The organism is Deltaproteobacteria bacterium, from assembly GCA_023382265.1.
In the GTDB taxonomy this organism is placed as follows: Bacteria; JAMCPX01; JAMCPX01; order JAMCPX01; family JAMCPX01; genus JAMCPX01.
In genome coordinates, this window is the sequence record JAMCPX010000017.1 from 1 (window position 1) to 18,802 (window position 18,802).

Below are 18,802 nucleotides of genomic sequence, written 5' to 3' on the forward strand. Positions count from 1 at the left end.
ACCAGAATCTACATACTTCTCTACAAGTCGTAACAAATGATTCTCTGGGATCATTTCCTCTACCTTGATATGGTAAAACATTGGTTCTGTCTTTTGTTTCTCTCCTAACATCATGCCTCCTGTGAATGAATTACTGATGTTTTATCACCCTCGGATCATAAAATAAATGGTTTTTTAAGAGGAGTTTTTCAACAGTCCATTGAAAAACTCGGATTACTGTTATTGCGAACGCGGGCACACAGCGGAGATGGGTCGAGCAATCCCGGTTTTTATAAATCAATAAGTTATAGATTGCTTCGTCGTCCCGCCTCCGGCGGGACTCCTCGCAATGACAAATGAAGATTGTGACACGCCCCTTGCCCCTCTTTATAGAGGGGACACTTGGGCGCCGCTCCTCGCAATGAAATACAGGGGCTTTTTCAACAGCCTGTCAAGAGCTGTACCCTTTGCCCCCAGGAAGAAGAAAAAATCACGGGTCTGAAACTTTATTCCTGAACAATAAATTGCTATAGTATACGTAAGGAGCATCACATGGGTATGAAGCGATTATCGAAAGAGGATCTGAACAATCTGAAGTATGCAAAGGCTCTTCTTGAAAACATAAGCCTTGCCATCAAGATAACCAACAAGATTGGCCAGCCGATTGAAAAGGGCATCAAGTTGCTGCCCCGGGGATGGAATAACAAGGTCAACACGTATGTACAAAAGGCGCTTATGTCGGCGTTGAATTTTGCCGTGTACACACTCAAGGATACCACGTCCGCATCTTCCAATAATGTATTCCATAAACTCATGGTTGGTGGAACGGGATTTCTTGGCGGGATGGGCGGATTTCTGACGCTCCCCATCGAACTGCCGGTGACCACAACATTGATGCTGCGGTCTATTGCACAGATTGCATCGGGTGAAGGGGAAAATATCAGGAACATTGAAAGTAAACTTGCCTGCATCGAAGTGTTCGCCCTCGGTGGAAACTCAACCGGGGATGATGCAGCGGATACAGGTTATTTTGCAGTCCGGGCTGCGTTGGCGCAGGAGATTTCCAAAGCAGCGGAGTATATATCGGAGCGGGGATTGGCAGATGAAGGTGCGCCGGTGATAGTACGGCTGATCGCAGAGATTGCCTCCCGTTTTGAAATCAACATCACGGAGAAAGCAGCGGCCGAGCTCATGCCCCTTGTCGGCGGCATCGGCGGTGCAGGGATCAACGTTATTTTTATGCATCACTTTCAGAATATGGCGCAGGGACACTTTATTGTACGGAGGCTGGAGCGTACATACGGGCCGGATCAGATACAACAGGCGTATAGGGACGCGTGATGTCCCTGCTGTCGCAATGGGGCAGCTGATTAATGACCGGGGGCAGGGCTACACATTACTCAATTCCCAATCCGTTGAGAAGAGCAAGGAAACTTAGTGACAACCCACATATTTTCACTGCAATAAAATGCGGTTAAATCTTTCCAGAGTGATGAAAAATAGAGCCCACATAAATATTCCTTACAAACTGAAATATGCTTATTAAGAACAATCCATTCTCTCTAATATGGAAGTTGTTCATGGATTTCTACACATCGCCAGTAGATATTTGTCAGAATAGATTTTGAGTAGATGCGGTATTTAGGGTTAAAATGGCACAACCTCATAGAGTATTATGCCGCAAGAATGTTTTTCGGGTTAATTTACTGAAAACTGTATGCGCAGCTTCAGCGTACCGTTTACCGGTTGCCCGTCCATGGTTGCGGGAGAAAATTTCCACTTCTTGAGTGTATCTATCACCACTCTGTCCAATTCATCATAGCCTGTGGATGACAGCAGTTTCGAGGTAAACGAAGCATCCCTGTTTACAAAGAATTCAACCCGCACGTATGTACTGTACCCGTGTGTCCTCAGGTTTGATGGTATGACAGGCAGGGGATTAAAGATCGGTATGGGGGGCAGGAAGATGTTGTTCGATACGGATGTCGAAGTGGCTGATGTGCCCTGATGTGCAAGTACTGTCCCTGCCTTTATGTTTCCTCCTGATGGTACTGAAAATCCATGATTTGTCGTTGTTGAACGTGCCAAAAACCTGTTATGCCCGGTTTTGTTACGCTCCGGTGCTGTTTTGACCGGATGGATCCGTTGCGGATGAATATGACTTATGCGAACGGGTATCTTTGGTTTGGTGACTTTGTTGAACTGTTTTATCTGCATCGTTACGGGGATAAGGATTTTCTGCGGCTGTTTCCTGCTTGATATGCCTATCCATCCTATGGCGTACAACGCGACTATGTGCAGCGCTACCGCAAGAGTGGCTGCTGCAATCAAAAGTATCTTTTGCCGATCAGTTTCCATGATTCTATTTTGTTACTGCTGCAATGGCGAATTTCGTTGCACCGGCTTCCCGGGATATATTCATGATGTTTACAACAGCGCCATAGTTAGAATCCCTGTCAGCATTGATCACAACCACATCATCCGGATACTCTATAAGCTCCTGCGACAGCTTTGCAGAGAGCCGGTCCGGGTTCGTCTTTTTGCCGTTGACAAACAGCTTTTGGCCTTTTGTCAGGGTAATGGTTATAAATTTGGCATCCGTCGTTTTTGCTGTCGATGCATGCGGAAGATCAACCTTGATCCCTTTCATGGCTATGATTGAGGCGGATGTAACCATAAAAAACACCAGCAGGAAGAATATCACATCGATCATGTTGATGATCTCTATCCGTGCCTTTTTCGGCGGTTCCAATTGCCGTATCTTCATGGCTCTACCTGCTTGACCATTCTGAGGAATTCATTGGACGCAAACTCCATGTCCTTTATCAATCGCCGTACCTTTGTGTTGAAGTAGTTGTAAAACAGCAGGGTAAAAACAGCGATGATCAGGCCGGTTGCCGTTGCAATAAGTGCCTCGCCTACGCCGCCGGATATTGCGGTGGGCTGGTTCAAGCCTTTTGTCGAGAATATCTGGAACGCCTTGATCATGCCGGTTATGGTGCCAAGGAGCCCGAGCAAGGGTGCCATGGTGATAATGGTATCAAGCAGCCATAATTTACTTTCGAGTTTCGGTATGATGCTGACCGCGTGCTGCTCCATTGCAATATCCATGTCGTTCGCATTTGCATCCATGGTATCCACGCCGGTCATGAGTACATCGGCAACCGGCGTTTTTTGGCTCGACAGAAAAGCCCTTAAGTCTTCCCTTTTATTGTCCGTTAACAGGTGTTTTGTTTTTTGCAGTAATGAGACATCCAGATTGTTTATCTTGGCGAAGAACATCAGCCTCTCGATGATCAATGCCATGGATACGACGGATACGAATAGAAGCGGGTACATCATGATCCCGCCTTTCATGATAAACTGTAACGCATTTGATATGTTTTGCATGTTTCACCTCATAAATATTTTTTAAACAGAATAGCTATGGTACGCGGACTCCCCCAATGGGTATTGTTAAATCCGTTTTGCTGGTTTATCAGATACGATGTGTTCAGGATATTGCCTATATCAAGTTCTATATCCGATTTGCCAAGGTAGAATCCCTTTTCGAAATTGTATCCTAAATTTAAACCTGCAATAGTGTGCGGAGGAACCCTTAAATAGTTTACATCCCCTGTTACAGCATTATATCCATACGGGAGACCGCTGCCGTATTCGAGATCAAGCATGCTCCAGAATCCGTGGTTCCGGTAACTGATAAGTGCCGAGGACGTGTATGTTTGATCGTGATCGAAATAGAAATAGCCCTGCGGTACCGGTTCGACCGTGAACAATCCGCCGGTTATTGCGCCCTTTCCCTGAGACCTTTCCCACGCTATGTTGAACTCTCCGGATAGCCCGTCCACCTCTCTTGATTTAATGCTGAATTCAATGCCCCTGGTATAACCGGATTGGATATTATAGGGAACATAGATGTTGGAATTCAGCAATTGGTTGTAATCTATAACATTGGTCATCAGCTTGTAGTACCAGGTAAGCTTTGCGAGGAGATAATCGGTTATCATCTGCTGGTCTCCGACTTCGAAGTAGTTGTCACGCTCAGGCTGAAGAGGTATACTCATATTCTGGTTCGCAAACATGGGTATTGAGTTTACATGGATATTTTCGAACGGTGCAGGCTGGAAAAAACGTCCATAATAAGCGTGGATGGAATTTGTTTTGAAGAGTTTTACCGCTATCCCGATACGCGGGCTTAACTGATCAGCGGTCACGTATTCATTGATGTAATCATACCGTAACCCTGCATTGACAGTTACCGGGTCGTAATGTAATTCGTCCTGCGCATAACCGCTGTATTCAAATCCGCTGTCCGTATGGTTATCAAAAAACGGCGGATAGGATTGTGGGCTTTCAGCCAGGAAAAAGCCCTGCTTGTTGATTAGATATTTATAGCTTATGCCTGCCTTTATCTGGTTGTGTTTTATGACATTATTGGTATAGTTTGCCTGGGCCCCGGAACCGAGGAATGATTCTGCAACATTGTTTAAATATGCAGGAGACGTAAGGGTGCCGCCGTACAGATCAGCAGGGCTCCCATCGTAGCCGAGTGTGGATCCCCTCCTGTAAGCGGATACGATAAGATTGGAATCACTCTTGAAATTGTGGTGCCAGAGAATGGTTTCATAATCATTGGATTCGTTCTGATTATCATTCACCACAAGAGCCTGTTGAAGGTCCGTATTCGGTATCTGATATTGAGATATATCCCCGTACAACAGCACACTCACCCAGTTGTTGTTGTCAATCATATAGCTGAAATTACCGAACAACGAATGTTTTAACAGATTGTCGTGAATGGGATTTACAACCGGGGTGTCGAGTCCTCTGCCCGTAAAATAGCTTATGCCCGATAAAGAATACGTGAATGCGGATTTGCTGCCCGAGACATTAAAGTTTATGCTGTGCGTATTGAAATTGCCTTCTTTTATACCTATCTCCTTTTCCGGATGCTGCCTGGTTGTAATATTCACCACACCCGCAAGGCTGTTTCCGTATTCAGCAGGATAGCCGCCGGTCATAACGTCAATGCTCTGGATGTCCTGAGGATCGAGTATGTCCGAAAAGCTTCCGGAAACGGCAGACGGTATGCTGACGCCGTCGATTCTGTACGTTATTTCTGTGTGGGCACCGCGGAAATGCACCTCTCCGAAAGGCCCCTGTGCTGCACCGGGAACCGTATACAGGAGCTTGGAAAGGTTGTCGCTTCCTGATAAAGCCGATACTGTTTTTTGCGATATCTCTGTAGAAGATGAAGAGCTTTTCGTGTTTATGACCAAGGCATGTGCATGCACCGTATAGACAAGTTCGCTATGGAGATTGATATCGTGCAGAGAGGCCTGCCCGCCGGTAATGTTGATCGTTATTGTCCGCTCTTCAAATCCCTTTGATTTTATCTTTACGCTGTATTTGCCGGGTTTAAGGCTGGCAATGATACATTGGCCATAGGTATTGGTAGTGCCGGTTATCGTCGCACTGTCCGAGCGTACCGTTATGGCAGCGCCCGGTAAGGGTTTGCCGGTATCACCTATTGAAACATGTATGATAAGCGTGCCGGATGAAGGTACAGTGTTCGCTTTTAAAATACCTGCACTAACAATTACAACTGCTGTAGACAGTATGATTGCATTTATAAATTGCATTGAAAACCTCCTTGTGTTCGTCGTTTTTTTATTCGTTACGGGAGCGGTATAGTGTACGATCTGATATCATGGTGTAACTCTCAACATTCATTTTTCGTGTTATTCCCGCGAAAGTTGGAATTCAGTTATTTACTTTTTTCTGGATCGCCCCGCATCAAGTACCGGGGCAGGCTGCGTCAAACACAGAATGACATCGTGTTAGTGTTTTCCCGGAGTAGCCCGCTTTGTGGGTATCTGTTTGCGAACGTACTGACCCGTAATATTTATGAAATTTGGTATATTCTTATGAAACGAACGCAGGAGGGGCTCTTTCACTGATAGCTGAAAGGGCAGTATACTTAATCCTAATAAGTCTGACCGGTATGTTATAGATGAATGAGAAGAATGATATTACTATTGGCATTACGTGATTAACAACACCATAACTTGCAATGACAAAGGCATGTTCAGGGCAATTAGCAGGCTCCGGTTGGCCAAGCACAAGAGGATGATTGTGCAGGAATGGAAGGAAGATAATTATAGATAAATAAAGCGACGCAAGTGCTATTTTTACAAGCCGGACTTTATCTGTCGGTTTATTATTTTTTAAAAACATATATTTATACATATAAGGCATACAAACAATTTATTCAAGGTTTTGAGAAAATAGTAAATAGGTGTCAGTTTGTTGACTTTTGCATACCATGCCGTGTTGCTTCATTAGAGTTATCCGTTGATGACGCTTCTTGTATTTTTATTCCATAATATCTTGTTGCATTTTGGACATACTTAACGAACAAACCATGCTTCACTATTTGATTATCCCGGTTAAATACATACCCGGTTTATGTGGACTCGGGATATTTTGTTATACCGAGTAATGCCTTTGTAAAATTAATCTTTGAGAAATGTCCACTGCTTAACAGGGTCATCGTGTCCTCTTTACCGAAGATCTTTCTTGTTATAGCACGCAGGCTCATACCGTTTTTGTAAAGAGCTTCTACCTGCGCCTTTTTCTCCTCAAAAAACTCGAGTTTTCTGCTTAATGCCCTTTTACCATTTGTTACAGGTCCGATAAGGCTATCAAAAATAACATCAAAATCCAGTGTCAAAAGCATTTTCAGGCTATCTATCATTATAATGGGACTTTCATCATCCCTCATATACTTTAATGTCTCCGAAAGAAAAACATCACCGGAAAATAGCCAGCCGTGTTTGCTTTCATAAAATACCTTATGATCATGACTATGACCGGGTGCAGGGATCACTTCAAAGGTGTAATGCCCTGTTTTTACCCGGGTATCGAGCACCTGAACATTTGACGGCTCTGGTGTGCCCCATACAAGTCTTCTGTGGAACTGCAGCCTGCGCGGATGCATTATCAACTCAATACCTTCTTTAGGCGCGTACGGGACTAAACCCATTTTGTTTGCCTCAGCATTTGCACCTATGTGGTCCTCATGATGATGCGTAATTATGATTGTTTTAATATTATCATCCTTTATAATCATGGCAGTTTGTTTGCTTGCAATTGGTGAGCCTGTATCTATCATAAGATTATCAACGATAAATGCATGCACAAAATATACCGGTGAGCCGAAAAGAATTCTGGACATTTTCAATATCTTTACTTCGTTAAAAGTGTCGGTCTTATAATAGATCTTCATAAATGTTGTTTTATATTTAAAACATGCTCTATTCTTATAAGTATACTATGCTAAAAGATTATATACTTGCATTCATAACAATATTCGTTGCAATTGATGTACTCGGTTTGTTACCCATATTTATTTCTATTACCGCTGATTACGAAGTCAAGGCAAGGGATTTGATTGTAAAACAGGCAACGTTAACAGCTTTTTTGGTAAGCTTATCTTTCATAGCGATAGGAAAGCTTGTTTTCAGCGCTCTGGGCATAACAATACCTGATTTCCAGATTGCGGGCGGTATCATCCTTCTTATTATAGCAATAAATGATATAATATATCCGGACAGGCCGACGAGGAAGCCGTCATCAGCCGTTGGCATAGTTCCTATCGGCATTCCTCTTATAACAGGTCCGGCAGTGCTTACCACATCAATACTGGTTATTGATCTTTATGGTACAGTACCTACAATCGTATCGCTTGTTGTAAACATGCTTATAGTGTTCTTTGTTTTAAAAAAAGCAAGCCTTGTTGTAAGAATGTTAAGAGATGGCGGCACAAAGGCTATCGGCAAAGTGGCGAGCATACTGCTTGCCGCCATTGCTATTAAACTAATAAGAATGGGTCTGGTAACTATAATATCAGGAATAAAATTGCATTAGTTTTTATTGCTTATGATAAAAATCTGTATATTTTTAAATTTATGGAAGTCGTAAAACATATTCATATTATCATATCCGGCAGGGTTCAGGGTGTGTGGTTCCGGTCAAGTACAAAAGAAAAGGCTGATGAGCTTGGAATAATAGGCTGGGTGAGAAACCTGCCCAATAGAGAAGTTGAGATAGAGGCTCAAGGAGGAATATTACAGTTAGAGAAATTCATAGAATGGTGTCATAGCGGACCGCCCGGTGCTGATGTAACAAATGTAGAGATAGAAAACATTGAACCGGGGCAGGCATTGATGGATTTCAGAATTATCAGGTAACTCAAGATTACATCATGAGAGTTTGATCAATAACCGTATATATTTTAAGAGATAAGAGATGATTAAATGTCAAAAATGAACGCTTCCAAAAGAATGGAGAACGTAACAATATTTTTTGGCGGTAAAGAAGGTCCAGTGTTGTATGCTAATACTATTGTTGTAAATGCTGCTTCAAAGAAGATAATCCTTGATCCTTCTGCCGATTCAGAGGAAGTTAAAAAGCTTGCATCCGAAAGGCCTTTTGTAGTTAACAGCCACTATCACGGGGATCATAGGAGGCTAAATTATTTATTCGATAAAAGTGAATTTTTCTCTCCAGAATCAGACGCACCAATGCTGTCGGATAATAAAAAATTCATAGACGCCATAGGTGTTGATGATAAGGAAATCGGTTTTCAATGGATTAATGCAATCAAGGGCATGTATAACATAACAGAGCATCATATAACAGGTACATTTAAAGATGGGGATTATGTAATAGATAAATCTTACGGTATTTATGCAATAGGCCTGCCAGGCCACACACTGGGACATTCGGGCTTCATATTTAAAGATGCTGACATCGCAATTATAACGGATATAGATCTTACAAGTTTTGGACCGTGGTATGGGAACGATACATCGGATATTGATGCATTCCTTGACTCAATAGAAAAGGTGAAACATCTTGATGTAAAGTATGTTATGACATCCCATGTAAATGCAATATACACAAAAGAAGAGCTGATTCCGTTACTTGATAAGTTCGCAGCACATATAAAGAGTCGTGAAGATAAGCTGATGAATTGTCTGAACAAACATCCAATGACCCTTGAAGATCTGTCAAAAAAAGGGATTATCTACCCTAAAAAATGGCTTGATAATAATAATTTCCTTATCTTTTTTGAAAAAAAAATGCTTGAAAAACACATAATAAGACTTAAAACCAAGCTCTTAATAAAAGAGCAGGATGCCGTTTTATCTATATTATAAAAAATCAAATGGAGCATTCTTCCAAACTTTTAAAAGCTGTATTTTATGACGGGATCAATGCCGTTAATGGTTACAATGCGGTCAAAGGTGTAATAAGAATCAATAGAAAAGAAATCATCATTTCCGGTAATGAATATTTATTCGGGCAATTCAAGCACATTATCGTAGCTGGTGCCGGTAAGGCATCTGTATCAATGGCGAAGGCAATAGATGATCTTGTCGGGGAAAGGATTGAACGCGGCATTGTAATAACAAAATACGGGCATGGGAACAGATTGAAGCATATCGATGTTTTAGAAGCAGGTCATCCACTCCCCGATCAGAACAGTATTGATGGAACAAAACGTATACTGCATCTGTCCAAATATGCCGATGAACAAACCCTGTTGATCATGCTCCTGTCAGGGGGGGCATCTTCTTTACTCGTTGCGCCTGATGGAATCCCGCTTGAAGATAAGATAAACACGACAGAGCTTTTGTTAAAAGCCGGCGCAGGGATAGATGAATTGAATACGGTGCGAAAGCAGTTGTCTCTTGTAAAAGGCGGCGGGCTTGCAAACGCATTTTATCCCGCACACGTAATTACACTTATGATCTCAGACGTTATAGGTAACAAGCTTGATACGATAGGTTCAGGTCCAACCGTTAAAGATAGCTCAACATCAAGAGATGCTCTTAAGATTATTCAGCACTATGGCTTGATTAAGCGGGTTCCTATAAGAGTAAAACAGCTTTTAGAACAAAAAAGCAAAGCATATACGCAACACACCCGGATAAGGCGTACAAAGAATATCATCATAGCAGATAATAGAAAGGCCATAGAGGCATGCAGGATTAGAGCCTCAAAAATGGGACTAAAGACTATCATCTTAACCGATAGCCTTCACGGTGAAGCAAAGGAAGTTGCAAAGGTGCTTGCATCTATAGCATTGGAATTAAAACATAAGAAAATAAATAGAGGTATCTGCCTGATCAGCGGTGGAGAGACCACCGTTAATGTAATAGGCAAGGGCAGGGGCGGTAGGAATCAAGAGCTTGCGCTCAGTTTTGCAATGGAGCTGAAAGGCATCAAAGGTATAACATTATTATCGGCAGGTACTGATGGGACTGATGGACCAACCGATGCGGCAGGTGCAATAGTCGATTATAAAACAATAACAAAGATAAAAGTGCATGGGATAGAGCCGTATCAATCACTTTTGAATAATGACTCCTACACAGCATTGGACATCGCTAATTGCTTGTTAAAAACAGGACCTACAGATACTAATGTAATGGATTTGCAGTTGATTATCGTGAATCCATGATACCGGTATAATGCAAGATTGTATACTTAAAACATAGTTAGAACATAGTTAAAACTTATAAAAGCAACATACTCTTACTGTAGCTATTTAAAAAACATGTAAATGAGATTATTAGAGTTTGTTGTTTATCCTTTTGCCCACCTGTTTAATTCAAGAGGTATCAAGTAGTATGGTAAAACGCGATCTACCTTTCCGGTTGCTATTGCCTCCCTCGGCATGCCGAAAACAACCGCCGTTTCTTCAGATTCTGCTATTGTATATCCGCCGGCATCCTTTATCATCTCAATCCCTTTTTTACCGTCATTACCCATACCGGTCAACACGACACCCGAGCACATACTCCCAAACCTTTTGGCGGCAGAAGCAAACATTTCATTAACGGATGGAACAAATTTATCTGTTTCCCTTTTTGGAATGAGATGGGCTATCTTTTTATTACCTTTAGTACCTATGGATATGCTGTATCCGCCTGGTACAACTAAAGCATTGCCTCTGTGTAAAGCGTCTCCGTCTTCTGCTTCCTTAACGTTAAGATGAGTGTACTTGTTAAGCCTTTGAGCAAATGTAGATGTAAACCCGGGCGGCATGTGCTGAGATATAACAACACTTATATTAAGCTCCCTCTCCAATCCGGCAAGTATCCTCTGCACTGCAGACGGTCCTCCGGTGGATGATCCGATTGTTATAAGTTTGAAATCATTATTCATACTAAACGGTTCACTTTCAGGACTGTTAATCTGGACTATAGGCTTTGATGAAACATCTATACCTAAATTTAACTTAGCATTTATATCGGCAATCCTCCTTTGAACATTATGAAGATTTATAGACCGAATACTCAACACCTTTTTTATAATATCTTCCTTTATAGAATAAAGTTCCATCGATATTCTTTTTGTCGGCTTTGGTATAAAATCTACTGCACCAAGCTCCATTGCTTTAAATACACTCTCCGAATCGGAAAGAGCACTGACAACGATTGTTGGAGTCGGTTTTGTTCTCATCAGAATTCGCAGGAAGGTAAAACCATCCATTTTTGGCATTTCGAGATCGAGGGTTATAATATCTGGAGAAAGCACCTTTATTTTTTTTAGAGCATCTTCACCATCCGTGGCTGTTCCTACGACGACAACATCAGGAATTGATTCAAGGATATTCTTTATTGCCCTCCTGTTAAAGGCTGAATCATCTATTATTAAAACCTTGGAGACCTTATTCATTTTGCAGGTTTCCTATATACAAGATCATTTTTAAGCTGGACAAGTTTAAATACATTTGTAACACATATTAATGATTCTGCATGTCCAAGCAATAACCAGCCATTATCAAACAGCTTTTCGTAAAAACGTTCGGCGAGTTTTTTCTTGGATTCGGTATCAAAATATATCAAAACATTTCTGCATATTATTGCATCAATCCGAGGGAGTAGATTCATCAAGTTTGAGTCCATAAGATTGATCCTTGATATCTTAACCATATTTTTTATCTCATCCTTTATTTTATACCTGCCTTCGTAAGGTTCAAAGTACTTTTTCTTATAGTAATCATCAATTACTCTGAAAGATGATTGTCCGTATATGCCCTTACGGGCTATTGCAAGGACCCTCTGGCTTATGTCGGAAGCTAATATCTCAAGATTAAAATCTTTATCCACTCCATACTCTTTTGCTAACATAGCTATCGTATAAGGTTCTTCACCCGTTGATGAACCGGCACTCCATAACTTTAAGGAAGGCTTTGACGAATAAGCCTTTTCTACCTTTAATGTGGGAATAATTTCCTCAAATAATGCCTTTATCTGGGGAAGTTCTCTAAAAAAATATGTTTCGTTAGTTGTTAATATATCTACGATTGCGCTAAGTTCCTCTTCTTTAGCCTTGTCGTATTTTAAAAACAGATAATAATCACGGAATGAATTTAATTTTCTGAAAGCAAGTCTGTCTACGAGTCTTGATTCTATCAGATATTTTTGCTCTTCAGAAAAAAAGATACCGGTATAATCCTTTATGAAATCCCGCAGTTTGTGAAAATCTTCGTCCTCCAGCACCACTTTATTATTACCCTGTTCCTGAATCACTATCCGATCCATCGAATATTATCTTTTTGAGTAACAATAACCTGTTTTATTTTGTCATCACTACTCGATAGAAGTTTTTTAAGTATCTCCTGAGCACTACCGGTTTTGCTTTTCCCTACTATCTGGATCGCTTCTGAAATTACATCGACATCTCTACCGGCTAAAGTATTCTCTATATCTGCACCCGCATCCTTGCACTGTAAATTTACAATATTCTGGAGTGCTGTAAGCATAACTATGGGTGATTCATCATAGAGATACGGTTTTAACAATGGATAAGCTTCTTCCGAATTATTAAAACAAATAAGGTTTTTGACAATCTCCGCCCTAATCCATGGATCTTCATCATTTGAAATCCATTTAATTGTTTCTATAAAATGTTCCGGCTCTATCAATGATACCGTTCTTATAGCTTCTATCCTTACATCTCTATTCTCGTCTGTTAATGCCATTTTAATATCTTCAACATAGGTATGCAGTTTTATTTCTCCGATTGTTAATATAATGGCTGCTCTTACAGCAGGTTCGCTGTCGTTAAGCAGGGTTTTCACATAATCATCCGAATCTTTGTTATAGAAACTTTTTATAAGCTTTGCAGCGGACAATCTTAAACGATAATCCGTACTGTGGACCATGTCTTTAAGCAAATTAAAAGGAAAAACCTTTAACCTTTGGCCGACTTTTACAAAGTTGTTAATAATGTGATCCTGAATCTCATTTACGGATGAAGTTATAATCTTCATAAAGAGTTTTAAACTATTTTCATGTATATAATTACCTATAACATCGGAGAGAAGCATAAGTATATCAGGCTCATCCGTGTATTTTATTATGTAGGATAAACCTTCCGGGTACGGGTTCTGTTCTTCAGGAAGATGGGATAAATACTTTAAACCAAGTCTTATGTGATATATGTTATTACTTCCTATGAGCAAACCAATTACATCTTCCTTTACCTGATCATTGAGATCCAATAACGCACTCAGGCATGCATCCTGCATTTCAGGTTCTTCTGCATATCTGAAAATAAGATTCAGGCTGCTTGCTATTCCTGACCAGCCGGCAATCCTGATACCCGCTGCTCTTGCATGTGGATTAATGCTTGATAATAGTTTTTCTATTAAAAACTGATCATATAGATGCCCGTTTTTCACTTCGTTTCGTACGTACGACTTACCCTGTTCATCCAGACTCAAGTATAACTTGAGCATGGACTGTGCAGCAGCTTCCATGTTTATCCTTTTTGTATCTCTTATTCCTTCGATTAAGTATTGTACGGCATGAGCTTCATGGCTTGAACCAAGCAGATCGTAAACAGCCTTTTTGAATAATGGATCGTTTAAAAGCGGGACAACATTCTGTATGGGTATTTTGAATCCTCTTTGTCCAAGGTTTGCAATGGATTCAACAGTTGAAAAAACAACATATAATTCCTTTTCTCTTAAAAGCTCACACAAATCATTTACAATATCCTGAGTTCCAATCTTTCCAAGAGCTTCTATAGCAGCGGTAGCAAGGTTTTGTTGTTTAACGTGCGTTAGAGCCAAGAGAGTCCCGATCGCTTTAGGGTCATTTAGCTCACCTATGACATCTACAAGAAGTTTTGACAGCTCCCAGTCTTCAGGGTTTATCGCCCTTAATATTTTTTTTATCCCATGCCTGCCAATCCTTGTGAGTCCTTCTATGCCCGCTGTCCTGAGCCCCGCATTATTATGATCGGAAAGCATATCTATAAATATATCAATAAGTTTATCCTTAGAATATATCTGTAGAATCTCATCGATCGCGGCCTTTCTTACTCTGAAACTCTCATCACCGAGTAGAGATTTGATCACATGAACATTCTCATCGTAAGAGAATTTATCCAGGCTTTTTGTTAACCGTATTTTCTCTTCTTCATTTAAATCCGTTGTCGTTAGTTTGTCATCCGTCATTATGATATGCCCAATTCCTTTTTCTTCCTCGTTATCAGTTCATTAAAAGATGCTGCAAGAAAATCTTCTGCGGTTCTTATATGTTCAGGAATCCTTTTCTCAAAGTATCTATTTCCTTCCTCGATATCATCTCTCAGCAATTCCGAAAAATTTCCGTGTCTTACTCCCTCCTCAACCAACTCCTGGTTGTAAAGTGCAATATCCGATACAATAATTCTTGCAAGTCTTCTTGCCTTTTCTATTTCTTCCTTATCTAAGGGTGTTTGTACAAATCCCTCTTCTTTTAATCTCTTTATATCTTCTTTACGAAGTTCCGGGATTGTTGTCTCCACTCTCTCTGTTCCTGTCTCTGCATGTTCTATGGGTTTCTGAGGTTCTTGAATTTCTTCCAGTTTTATTAAAAGTTTGTTTATCTTGGCAATCAAATGATCTCTTATATGATGTTTCTCTATAAAATCATTGGCACCGTAAAGGCTCTGCGGCATACGTTTATAACGGGTTTTATCGTATATGGAAGCTATAAGTATAACTTTTATACCGTGAAGTCTTTCATCATTTTTTATCATCTCCGGGAACTCAAATCCAAATATCTCGGGCAAAGCTACATCAACAATAGCTACATCCGGATGTGAGTTCATCATAATGGAGATAGCCTCTATGCCGTTTTTAGCAAATAAAGGCACATAACCTGCTGCTTTTATAATAACACCAATCATATCCCTCATTGCATTACTTGAATGGGCGATTAGTATTTTTCTTACTGCCCTGTCATGATGCGGCTTGTTTGGCTCATTATTCGCTTCTTCACCTATTGCTTGCGATTTTTTCCTCAACATAAAGATAGCTTTGCATTTTGAACACCTTATCTTAATCTTATTAGAAGATAACTTATCTTCAAAAAGTTTGTATTTGGTTGAGCATACAGGACAGCTTACAATCATAAAATGGTTTATACCTTAAACATCTTTATTATATCGTGAAGAACCTTAGCCTGTTTATCTAGCAGTTTTGAAACCTCATTTAGTTGGGATATGCTTGCTACATTCTCTGAGGAACCTTCTTTAATCCTGTTCAAAGATGATGCAACAATATCATTCGTTTTGGCCTGTTCCCGTGTTGCTTTATTTATGAAATTTACCATCTCCGTTATATTTTCTATAGCCTGACTGATGAATTTGCTGCTTTTAGCCTGCTCTTCCATCGATTTCTTGACCTGCTCTGAAACTCCCCTCATCCTTTCAGCAGCACTTGTTATCTGTTCTGAACCCCTTGCCTGTTCCTGTGTTGCCTTTGCTATCTCGACCATCATGGTAGTTATATTTGTAATAGCCTCTGTTACTTCTTTTGATGCCTTTGCCTGTTCCTGTGTTGCCTTTGCTATCTCGGATGACATTAAACTGGATTTGGCCGAGCTTTCCGATATCTTCATAAGTACGGCGCCGGCTTTGTTTGCAAGTTCGCTGCCTTTTTCTACGGTTTCACTGCCAAGGATAACAGACTCCCTTGCCTGCATGGATTCAGCCTGTACAGCCCTTATTATATTTGTGATCTCCTTTGTGGATGATGCCGTTCTTTCTGCAAGTTCTTTTATTTCATCCGCCACAACTGCAAAGCTTTTTCCATACTCACCGGACTGTGATGCGATAATTGCCGCATTAAGGGCAAGCAGATTTGTTTGATCGGTAACTTCATCTATCACATTAAGTATCTTGCCTATATCATCTATTTTCTGGGTAAGATTATTTATTGTATCCTCCACATGATTAGAGGCTTCTTTTATCTTCTGCATGCCGTCTATTGTAATATTAACAGCCTCAACACCATTCTTTGCATCGCTCATAACCTGGTTGGCTATGGAAGCCGTTTCGTTTGCATTTGTTTCGATCTGTTTTGTAGATGCATCCATTTCTACTACAGAAGCGGCTGTTTCGTCTGTTATTTTAAGTAATTGATCTACATTGTCGGCAACCTGTTTGATAGAAGCACTCATCTCTTCTATTGATGATGTTGTTTCTTCAATAGAGGAAGAAAGCATCTCAACGTTTTCAAGCACCTCTTCTATACTTGATGACAGCTCAAGTACGGATGATGAGCTTTCTACCGCGGATGAATGGAGCGTTTCTGTATTTGTTGCGATCTCCTTTATGGAGGCATTTAACTCCATCATGGATGAAGAATTTTCTTCAACCGATCTTTGCTGAAACCCTGATGTCTCAAGAAGTTTTCCGGCATTATCGGATATCCTTCTAACAATTTCTGTCGTATCAGATGATGCGTTCTGTATGCGTTTTAGTATGTCTCTTAAATTCGAAGACATGGTATTAAATGAATTTGCAAGCATGCCGATCTCATCTTTTGATTTTGCAGATACCGTTTGGGTAAGGTCTCCTTCTGATATAAGAGACGCCTTTTCAGCTATAACAGGGATCTGTCCTATGATCCTCTGAACAAAAAGAAACGTTATACCAGCACCGATTATGAAATTCATGAGAACGATAAGTAATGCGCCCCATATAAATGATACGATCTTTTTTGATATACCGGCAAGAGACATGCCGAGATACACATAGCCCTGAACCGTTTTAGCCTGCTGCAAGGCTCCGCTCGCGTTTGGCTTGGAACTCTCTGTGACAACATCCTTGTTTACTTCAATGAATTGTCCGATATGGTGAATGGTAATTGTCGTGTTATGATTTTTTGCCGTTCTGAGTATTTCAGCTAAAAAATTTGCTGTCGCCTTATTCCTGTATTTAGATGCAAGCGTTACTCCGTTTGCATCCGTTATAACAACATAACTTACATCATTATCCTTAAACATATTATCTATAAGTTCCTCAAGAACAACTCTATCCTGAGCAATAACACCAAACCGGACATTGTAAGCGAGGTCCTCCGCTATCGTATTACCCCTTTTAACAAATTCCACCTTATCGAGTGATCTCATAAGGAATAGATAATATAAGCTGTAGACAGTGCTAAGTGCTATGATTCCCCAGAGTATGTAAATAATGAATTTAAGCCTGAGGCTATATTTGACATTCTCCAACTCTCCAAAAAATTTCATCTTGTGCCTCCAGTTTTTTGTTTTTTATCCTTAAAAATTAATTTCTCGAATTGTATTTTCTCTGTTGTCGAAAGGATTTTATCCAGCTCAAGAACCATGATGATCCTTTTTTTATCGCTGACAACACCGGAAAGATACTCAGAACCAATGCCTTTTGCTATTTGCGGCGGCGGCATAACCTTGCTCTCAGGAACTTTTAACACCTCTTTAACTTCATCAAGGATTAAACCTGCTACCCTATCCAGAACCCTTACTATAACTATACGGGCATTTTCATCGGGTTTGTCGGATAGCACATCGAATCTCTTTCGCATATCAACAATAGGTATGATCGTTCCTCTGACATCAATGACGCCTTCAAGAAAATCCGGTGCTTTGGGAACTTTTGTAAATGGTGTGTATTTTATAATCTCTACGATTTTATTTATGTCAATTGCAGAATAAACATTCCCGATTTTTAATACTATGAACTGTTTAATAAGCTCTTTCTGATTAACGTTTTTATCAAGTTTTTGCGTATCACTATTCTTTGTATTCATACATTAAGCCTTTAACATATCGGACGATTTTATTATTTCTTTAAGGTTCAATACAACAGTAAATCCACCATTATAAGTGCTTATCCCTGATAAAAACTTAACATCCACACTACCGGAAACATTGGTAAGCTTGATAGAGTCGGAAGAGATCCTTTTTACATTTGTTATTTTATCCACTACAAGCCCCAAAGCTGCATTATCCATATCAACCATAACAAATCTCGTATCTGTGCCAAAGTTTAAGAAGGGTAAACCTATACGCGTTCTCATATCTATTAAAGGCATGATCCCACCCCTTAGCACTACTATACCGAGGACGAACTTGGCTGTATTGGGTACGGGCGTGATATCTCTGACCCTTATTATTTCCTTTACCAAAGAGATCTCTATTCCATACTCTTCCTCGCCGAGATTAAAGCATAGAAGTTCTTTTTCACTGTCCAGTGGTGTATACTTTTTTAGTTCATTATGTGCAAGTTCAAGTAAAGTATGAGGCTCCGTAGATACAGGTTTCCTCTCCTGATCCGGTTGTGATTCTATCAAAGGCTCTTTAATCCGGTTCTTTTCGCCTTGCTCTTGAGAAGACATTATCCCGGGTTCTTTTTTTTGTTTCTCTTTAAGTTTAGCAAACTTCTCTGATTGCTCTTTTGCCTTTTTTCTTAACTTCGATATATCCAT

Annotated in this window: 18 protein-coding genes; 5 read left to right on the forward strand and 13 right to left on the reverse strand. The window is 40.3% G+C overall.

The window, feature by feature from the left end; translation table 11 throughout:
• The first annotated feature begins 531 nt into the window (after nt 1–531).
• Nucleotides 532–1,320: an EcsC family protein gene (locus M1381_03185; protein ID MCL4478093.1), complete on the forward strand. Its 789-nt coding sequence runs from the start codon at nt 532–534 to the stop codon at nt 1,318–1,320.
• A gap of 357 nt (nt 1,321–1,677) precedes the next feature.
• Here M1381_03185 and M1381_03190 read toward each other — a convergent pair whose 3' ends face one another.
• From M1381_03190 to M1381_03215, 6 genes are all read right to left on the reverse strand, one after another.
• Nucleotides 1,678–2,337, reverse strand: coding sequence for a TonB family protein (locus tag M1381_03190; GenBank protein ID MCL4478094.1), 660 nt, complete (start codon nt 2,335–2,337; stop codon nt 1,678–1,680).
• Nucleotides 2,338–2,341: 4 nt separating this feature from the next.
• Complete coding sequence (locus M1381_03195; protein MCL4478095.1) at nt 2,342–2,746, reverse strand: biopolymer transporter ExbD; 405 nt, start codon at nt 2,744–2,746, stop codon at nt 2,342–2,344.
• On the reverse strand, nt 2,743–3,369 hold the full coding sequence (locus tag M1381_03200; GenBank protein MCL4478096.1) for a MotA/TolQ/ExbB proton channel family protein: 627 nt from the start codon (nt 3,367–3,369) through the stop codon (nt 2,743–2,745). Before M1381_03200 ends, M1381_03195 begins: the two co-directional genes overlap by 4 nt.
• An 8-nt stretch (nt 3,370–3,377) precedes the next feature.
• Complete coding sequence (locus M1381_03205; protein ID MCL4478097.1) at nt 3,378–5,621, reverse strand: TonB-dependent receptor; 2,244 nt, start codon at nt 5,619–5,621, stop codon at nt 3,378–3,380.
• Nucleotides 5,622–5,904: 283 nt separating this feature from the next.
• Complete coding sequence (locus M1381_03210; GenBank protein MCL4478098.1) at nt 5,905–6,216, reverse strand: hypothetical protein; 312 nt, start codon at nt 6,214–6,216, stop codon at nt 5,905–5,907.
• 229 nt (nt 6,217–6,445) lie between these two features.
• A complete protein-coding gene (locus M1381_03215; GenBank protein MCL4478099.1) occupies nt 6,446–7,216 on the reverse strand; it encodes an MBL fold metallo-hydrolase in 771 nt (256 codons plus the stop codon).
• Nucleotides 7,217–7,314: 98 nt separating this feature from the next.
• Here M1381_03215 and M1381_03220 point away from each other — a divergent pair, with 98 nt between their 5' ends.
• The 4 genes from M1381_03220 (at nt 7,315) to M1381_03235 (ending at nt 10,510) form a co-directional block, all read left to right on the forward strand.
• Complete coding sequence (locus M1381_03220; GenBank protein MCL4478100.1) at nt 7,315–7,908, forward strand: MarC family protein; 594 nt, start codon at nt 7,315–7,317, stop codon at nt 7,906–7,908.
• Between the two features lie 41 nt (nt 7,909–7,949).
• Complete coding sequence (locus M1381_03225; protein MCL4478101.1) at nt 7,950–8,231, forward strand: acylphosphatase; 282 nt, start codon at nt 7,950–7,952, stop codon at nt 8,229–8,231.
• Between the two features lie 93 nt (nt 8,232–8,324).
• Nucleotides 8,325–9,203 (forward strand): MBL fold metallo-hydrolase, encoded by an 879-nt coding sequence (locus tag M1381_03230; GenBank protein MCL4478102.1) that lies wholly within the window; start codon nt 8,325–8,327, stop codon nt 9,201–9,203.
• A gap of 8 nt (nt 9,204–9,211) precedes the next feature.
• Nucleotides 9,212–10,510 (forward strand): glycerate kinase, encoded by a 1,299-nt coding sequence (locus M1381_03235; GenBank protein ID MCL4478103.1) that lies wholly within the window; start codon nt 9,212–9,214, stop codon nt 10,508–10,510.
• Between the two features lie 125 nt (nt 10,511–10,635).
• Here M1381_03235 and M1381_03240 read toward each other — a convergent pair whose 3' ends face one another.
• The 7 genes from M1381_03240 to M1381_03270 form a co-directional block, all read right to left on the reverse strand.
• A complete protein-coding gene (locus tag M1381_03240) occupies nt 10,636–11,730 on the reverse strand; it encodes a chemotaxis response regulator protein-glutamate methylesterase (protein ID MCL4478104.1) in 1,095 nt (364 codons plus the stop codon).
• Nucleotides 11,727–12,599 (reverse strand): protein-glutamate O-methyltransferase CheR, encoded by an 873-nt coding sequence (locus M1381_03245; GenBank protein MCL4478105.1) that lies wholly within the window; start codon nt 12,597–12,599, stop codon nt 11,727–11,729. Before M1381_03245 ends, M1381_03240 begins: the two co-directional genes overlap by 4 nt.
• Entirely contained in the window at nt 12,587–14,521 is a 1,935-nt protein-coding gene (locus M1381_03250) for a HEAT repeat domain-containing protein (GenBank protein ID MCL4478106.1), read from the reverse strand. The genes M1381_03245 and M1381_03250 overlap by 13 nt, the downstream gene beginning before the upstream one ends.
• Entirely contained in the window at nt 14,521–15,357 is an 837-nt protein-coding gene (locus M1381_03255; GenBank protein MCL4478107.1) for a response regulator, read from the reverse strand. The genes M1381_03250 and M1381_03255 overlap by 1 nt, the downstream gene beginning before the upstream one ends.
• A gap of 113 nt (nt 15,358–15,470) precedes the next feature.
• Nucleotides 15,471–17,585, reverse strand: a complete 2,115-nt coding sequence (locus tag M1381_03260) for a methyl-accepting chemotaxis protein (GenBank protein ID MCL4478108.1) — start codon at nt 17,583–17,585, stop codon at nt 15,471–15,473.
• Nucleotides 17,582–18,124 carry a chemotaxis protein CheW gene (locus tag M1381_03265; protein MCL4478109.1) on the reverse strand — a complete coding sequence of 181 codons (543 nt, stop codon included), beginning with the start codon at nt 18,122–18,124 and terminating at the stop codon, nt 17,582–17,584. The genes M1381_03260 and M1381_03265 overlap by 4 nt, the downstream gene beginning before the upstream one ends.
• A 3-nt stretch (nt 18,125–18,127) precedes the next feature.
• Entirely contained in the window at nt 18,128–18,802 is a 675-nt protein-coding gene (locus tag M1381_03270; GenBank protein ID MCL4478110.1) for a chemotaxis protein CheW, read from the reverse strand.

Coding starts and splice junctions, on each gene's coding strand:
- M1381_03185 (MCL4478093.1), top strand. CDS start 532: ATGGGTATGAAGCGATTATCGAAAGAGGATCTGAACAATCTGAAGTAT.
- M1381_03190 (MCL4478094.1), bottom strand. CDS start 2,337: ATGGAAACTGATCGGCAAAAGATACTTTTGATTGCAGCAGCCACTCTT.
- M1381_03195 (MCL4478095.1), bottom strand. CDS start 2,746: ATGAAGATACGGCAATTGGAACCGCCGAAAAAGGCACGGATAGAGATC.
- M1381_03200 (MCL4478096.1), bottom strand. CDS start 3,369: ATGCAAAACATATCAAATGCGTTACAGTTTATCATGAAAGGCGGGATC.
- M1381_03205 (MCL4478097.1), bottom strand. CDS start 5,621: ATGCAATTTATAAATGCAATCATACTGTCTACAGCAGTTGTAATTGTT.
- M1381_03210 (MCL4478098.1), bottom strand. CDS start 6,216: ATGTTTTTAAAAAATAATAAACCGACAGATAAAGTCCGGCTTGTAAAA.
- M1381_03215 (MCL4478099.1), bottom strand. CDS start 7,216: ATGTCCAGAATTCTTTTCGGCTCACCGGTATATTTTGTGCATGCATTT.
- M1381_03220 (MCL4478100.1), top strand. CDS start 7,315: ATGCTAAAAGATTATATACTTGCATTCATAACAATATTCGTTGCAATT.
- M1381_03225 (MCL4478101.1), top strand. CDS start 7,950: ATGGAAGTCGTAAAACATATTCATATTATCATATCCGGCAGGGTTCAG.
- M1381_03230 (MCL4478102.1), top strand. CDS start 8,325: ATGGAGAACGTAACAATATTTTTTGGCGGTAAAGAAGGTCCAGTGTTG.
- M1381_03235 (MCL4478103.1), top strand. CDS start 9,212: ATGGAGCATTCTTCCAAACTTTTAAAAGCTGTATTTTATGACGGGATC.
- M1381_03240 (MCL4478104.1), bottom strand. CDS start 11,730: ATGAATAAGGTCTCCAAGGTTTTAATAATAGATGATTCAGCCTTTAAC.
- M1381_03245 (MCL4478105.1), bottom strand. CDS start 12,599: ATGGATCGGATAGTGATTCAGGAACAGGGTAATAATAAAGTGGTGCTG.
- M1381_03250 (MCL4478106.1), bottom strand. CDS start 14,521: ATGACGGATGACAAACTAACGACAACGGATTTAAATGAAGAAGAGAAA.
- M1381_03255 (MCL4478107.1), bottom strand. CDS start 15,357: ATGTTGAGGAAAAAATCGCAAGCAATAGGTGAAGAAGCGAATAATGAG.
- M1381_03260 (MCL4478108.1), bottom strand. CDS start 17,585: ATGAAATTTTTTGGAGAGTTGGAGAATGTCAAATATAGCCTCAGGCTT.
- M1381_03265 (MCL4478109.1), bottom strand. CDS start 18,124: ATGAATACAAAGAATAGTGATACGCAAAAACTTGATAAAAACGTTAAT.
- M1381_03270 (MCL4478110.1), bottom strand. CDS start 18,802: ATGGATATATCGAAGTTAAGAAAAAAGGCAAAAGAGCAATCAGAGAAG.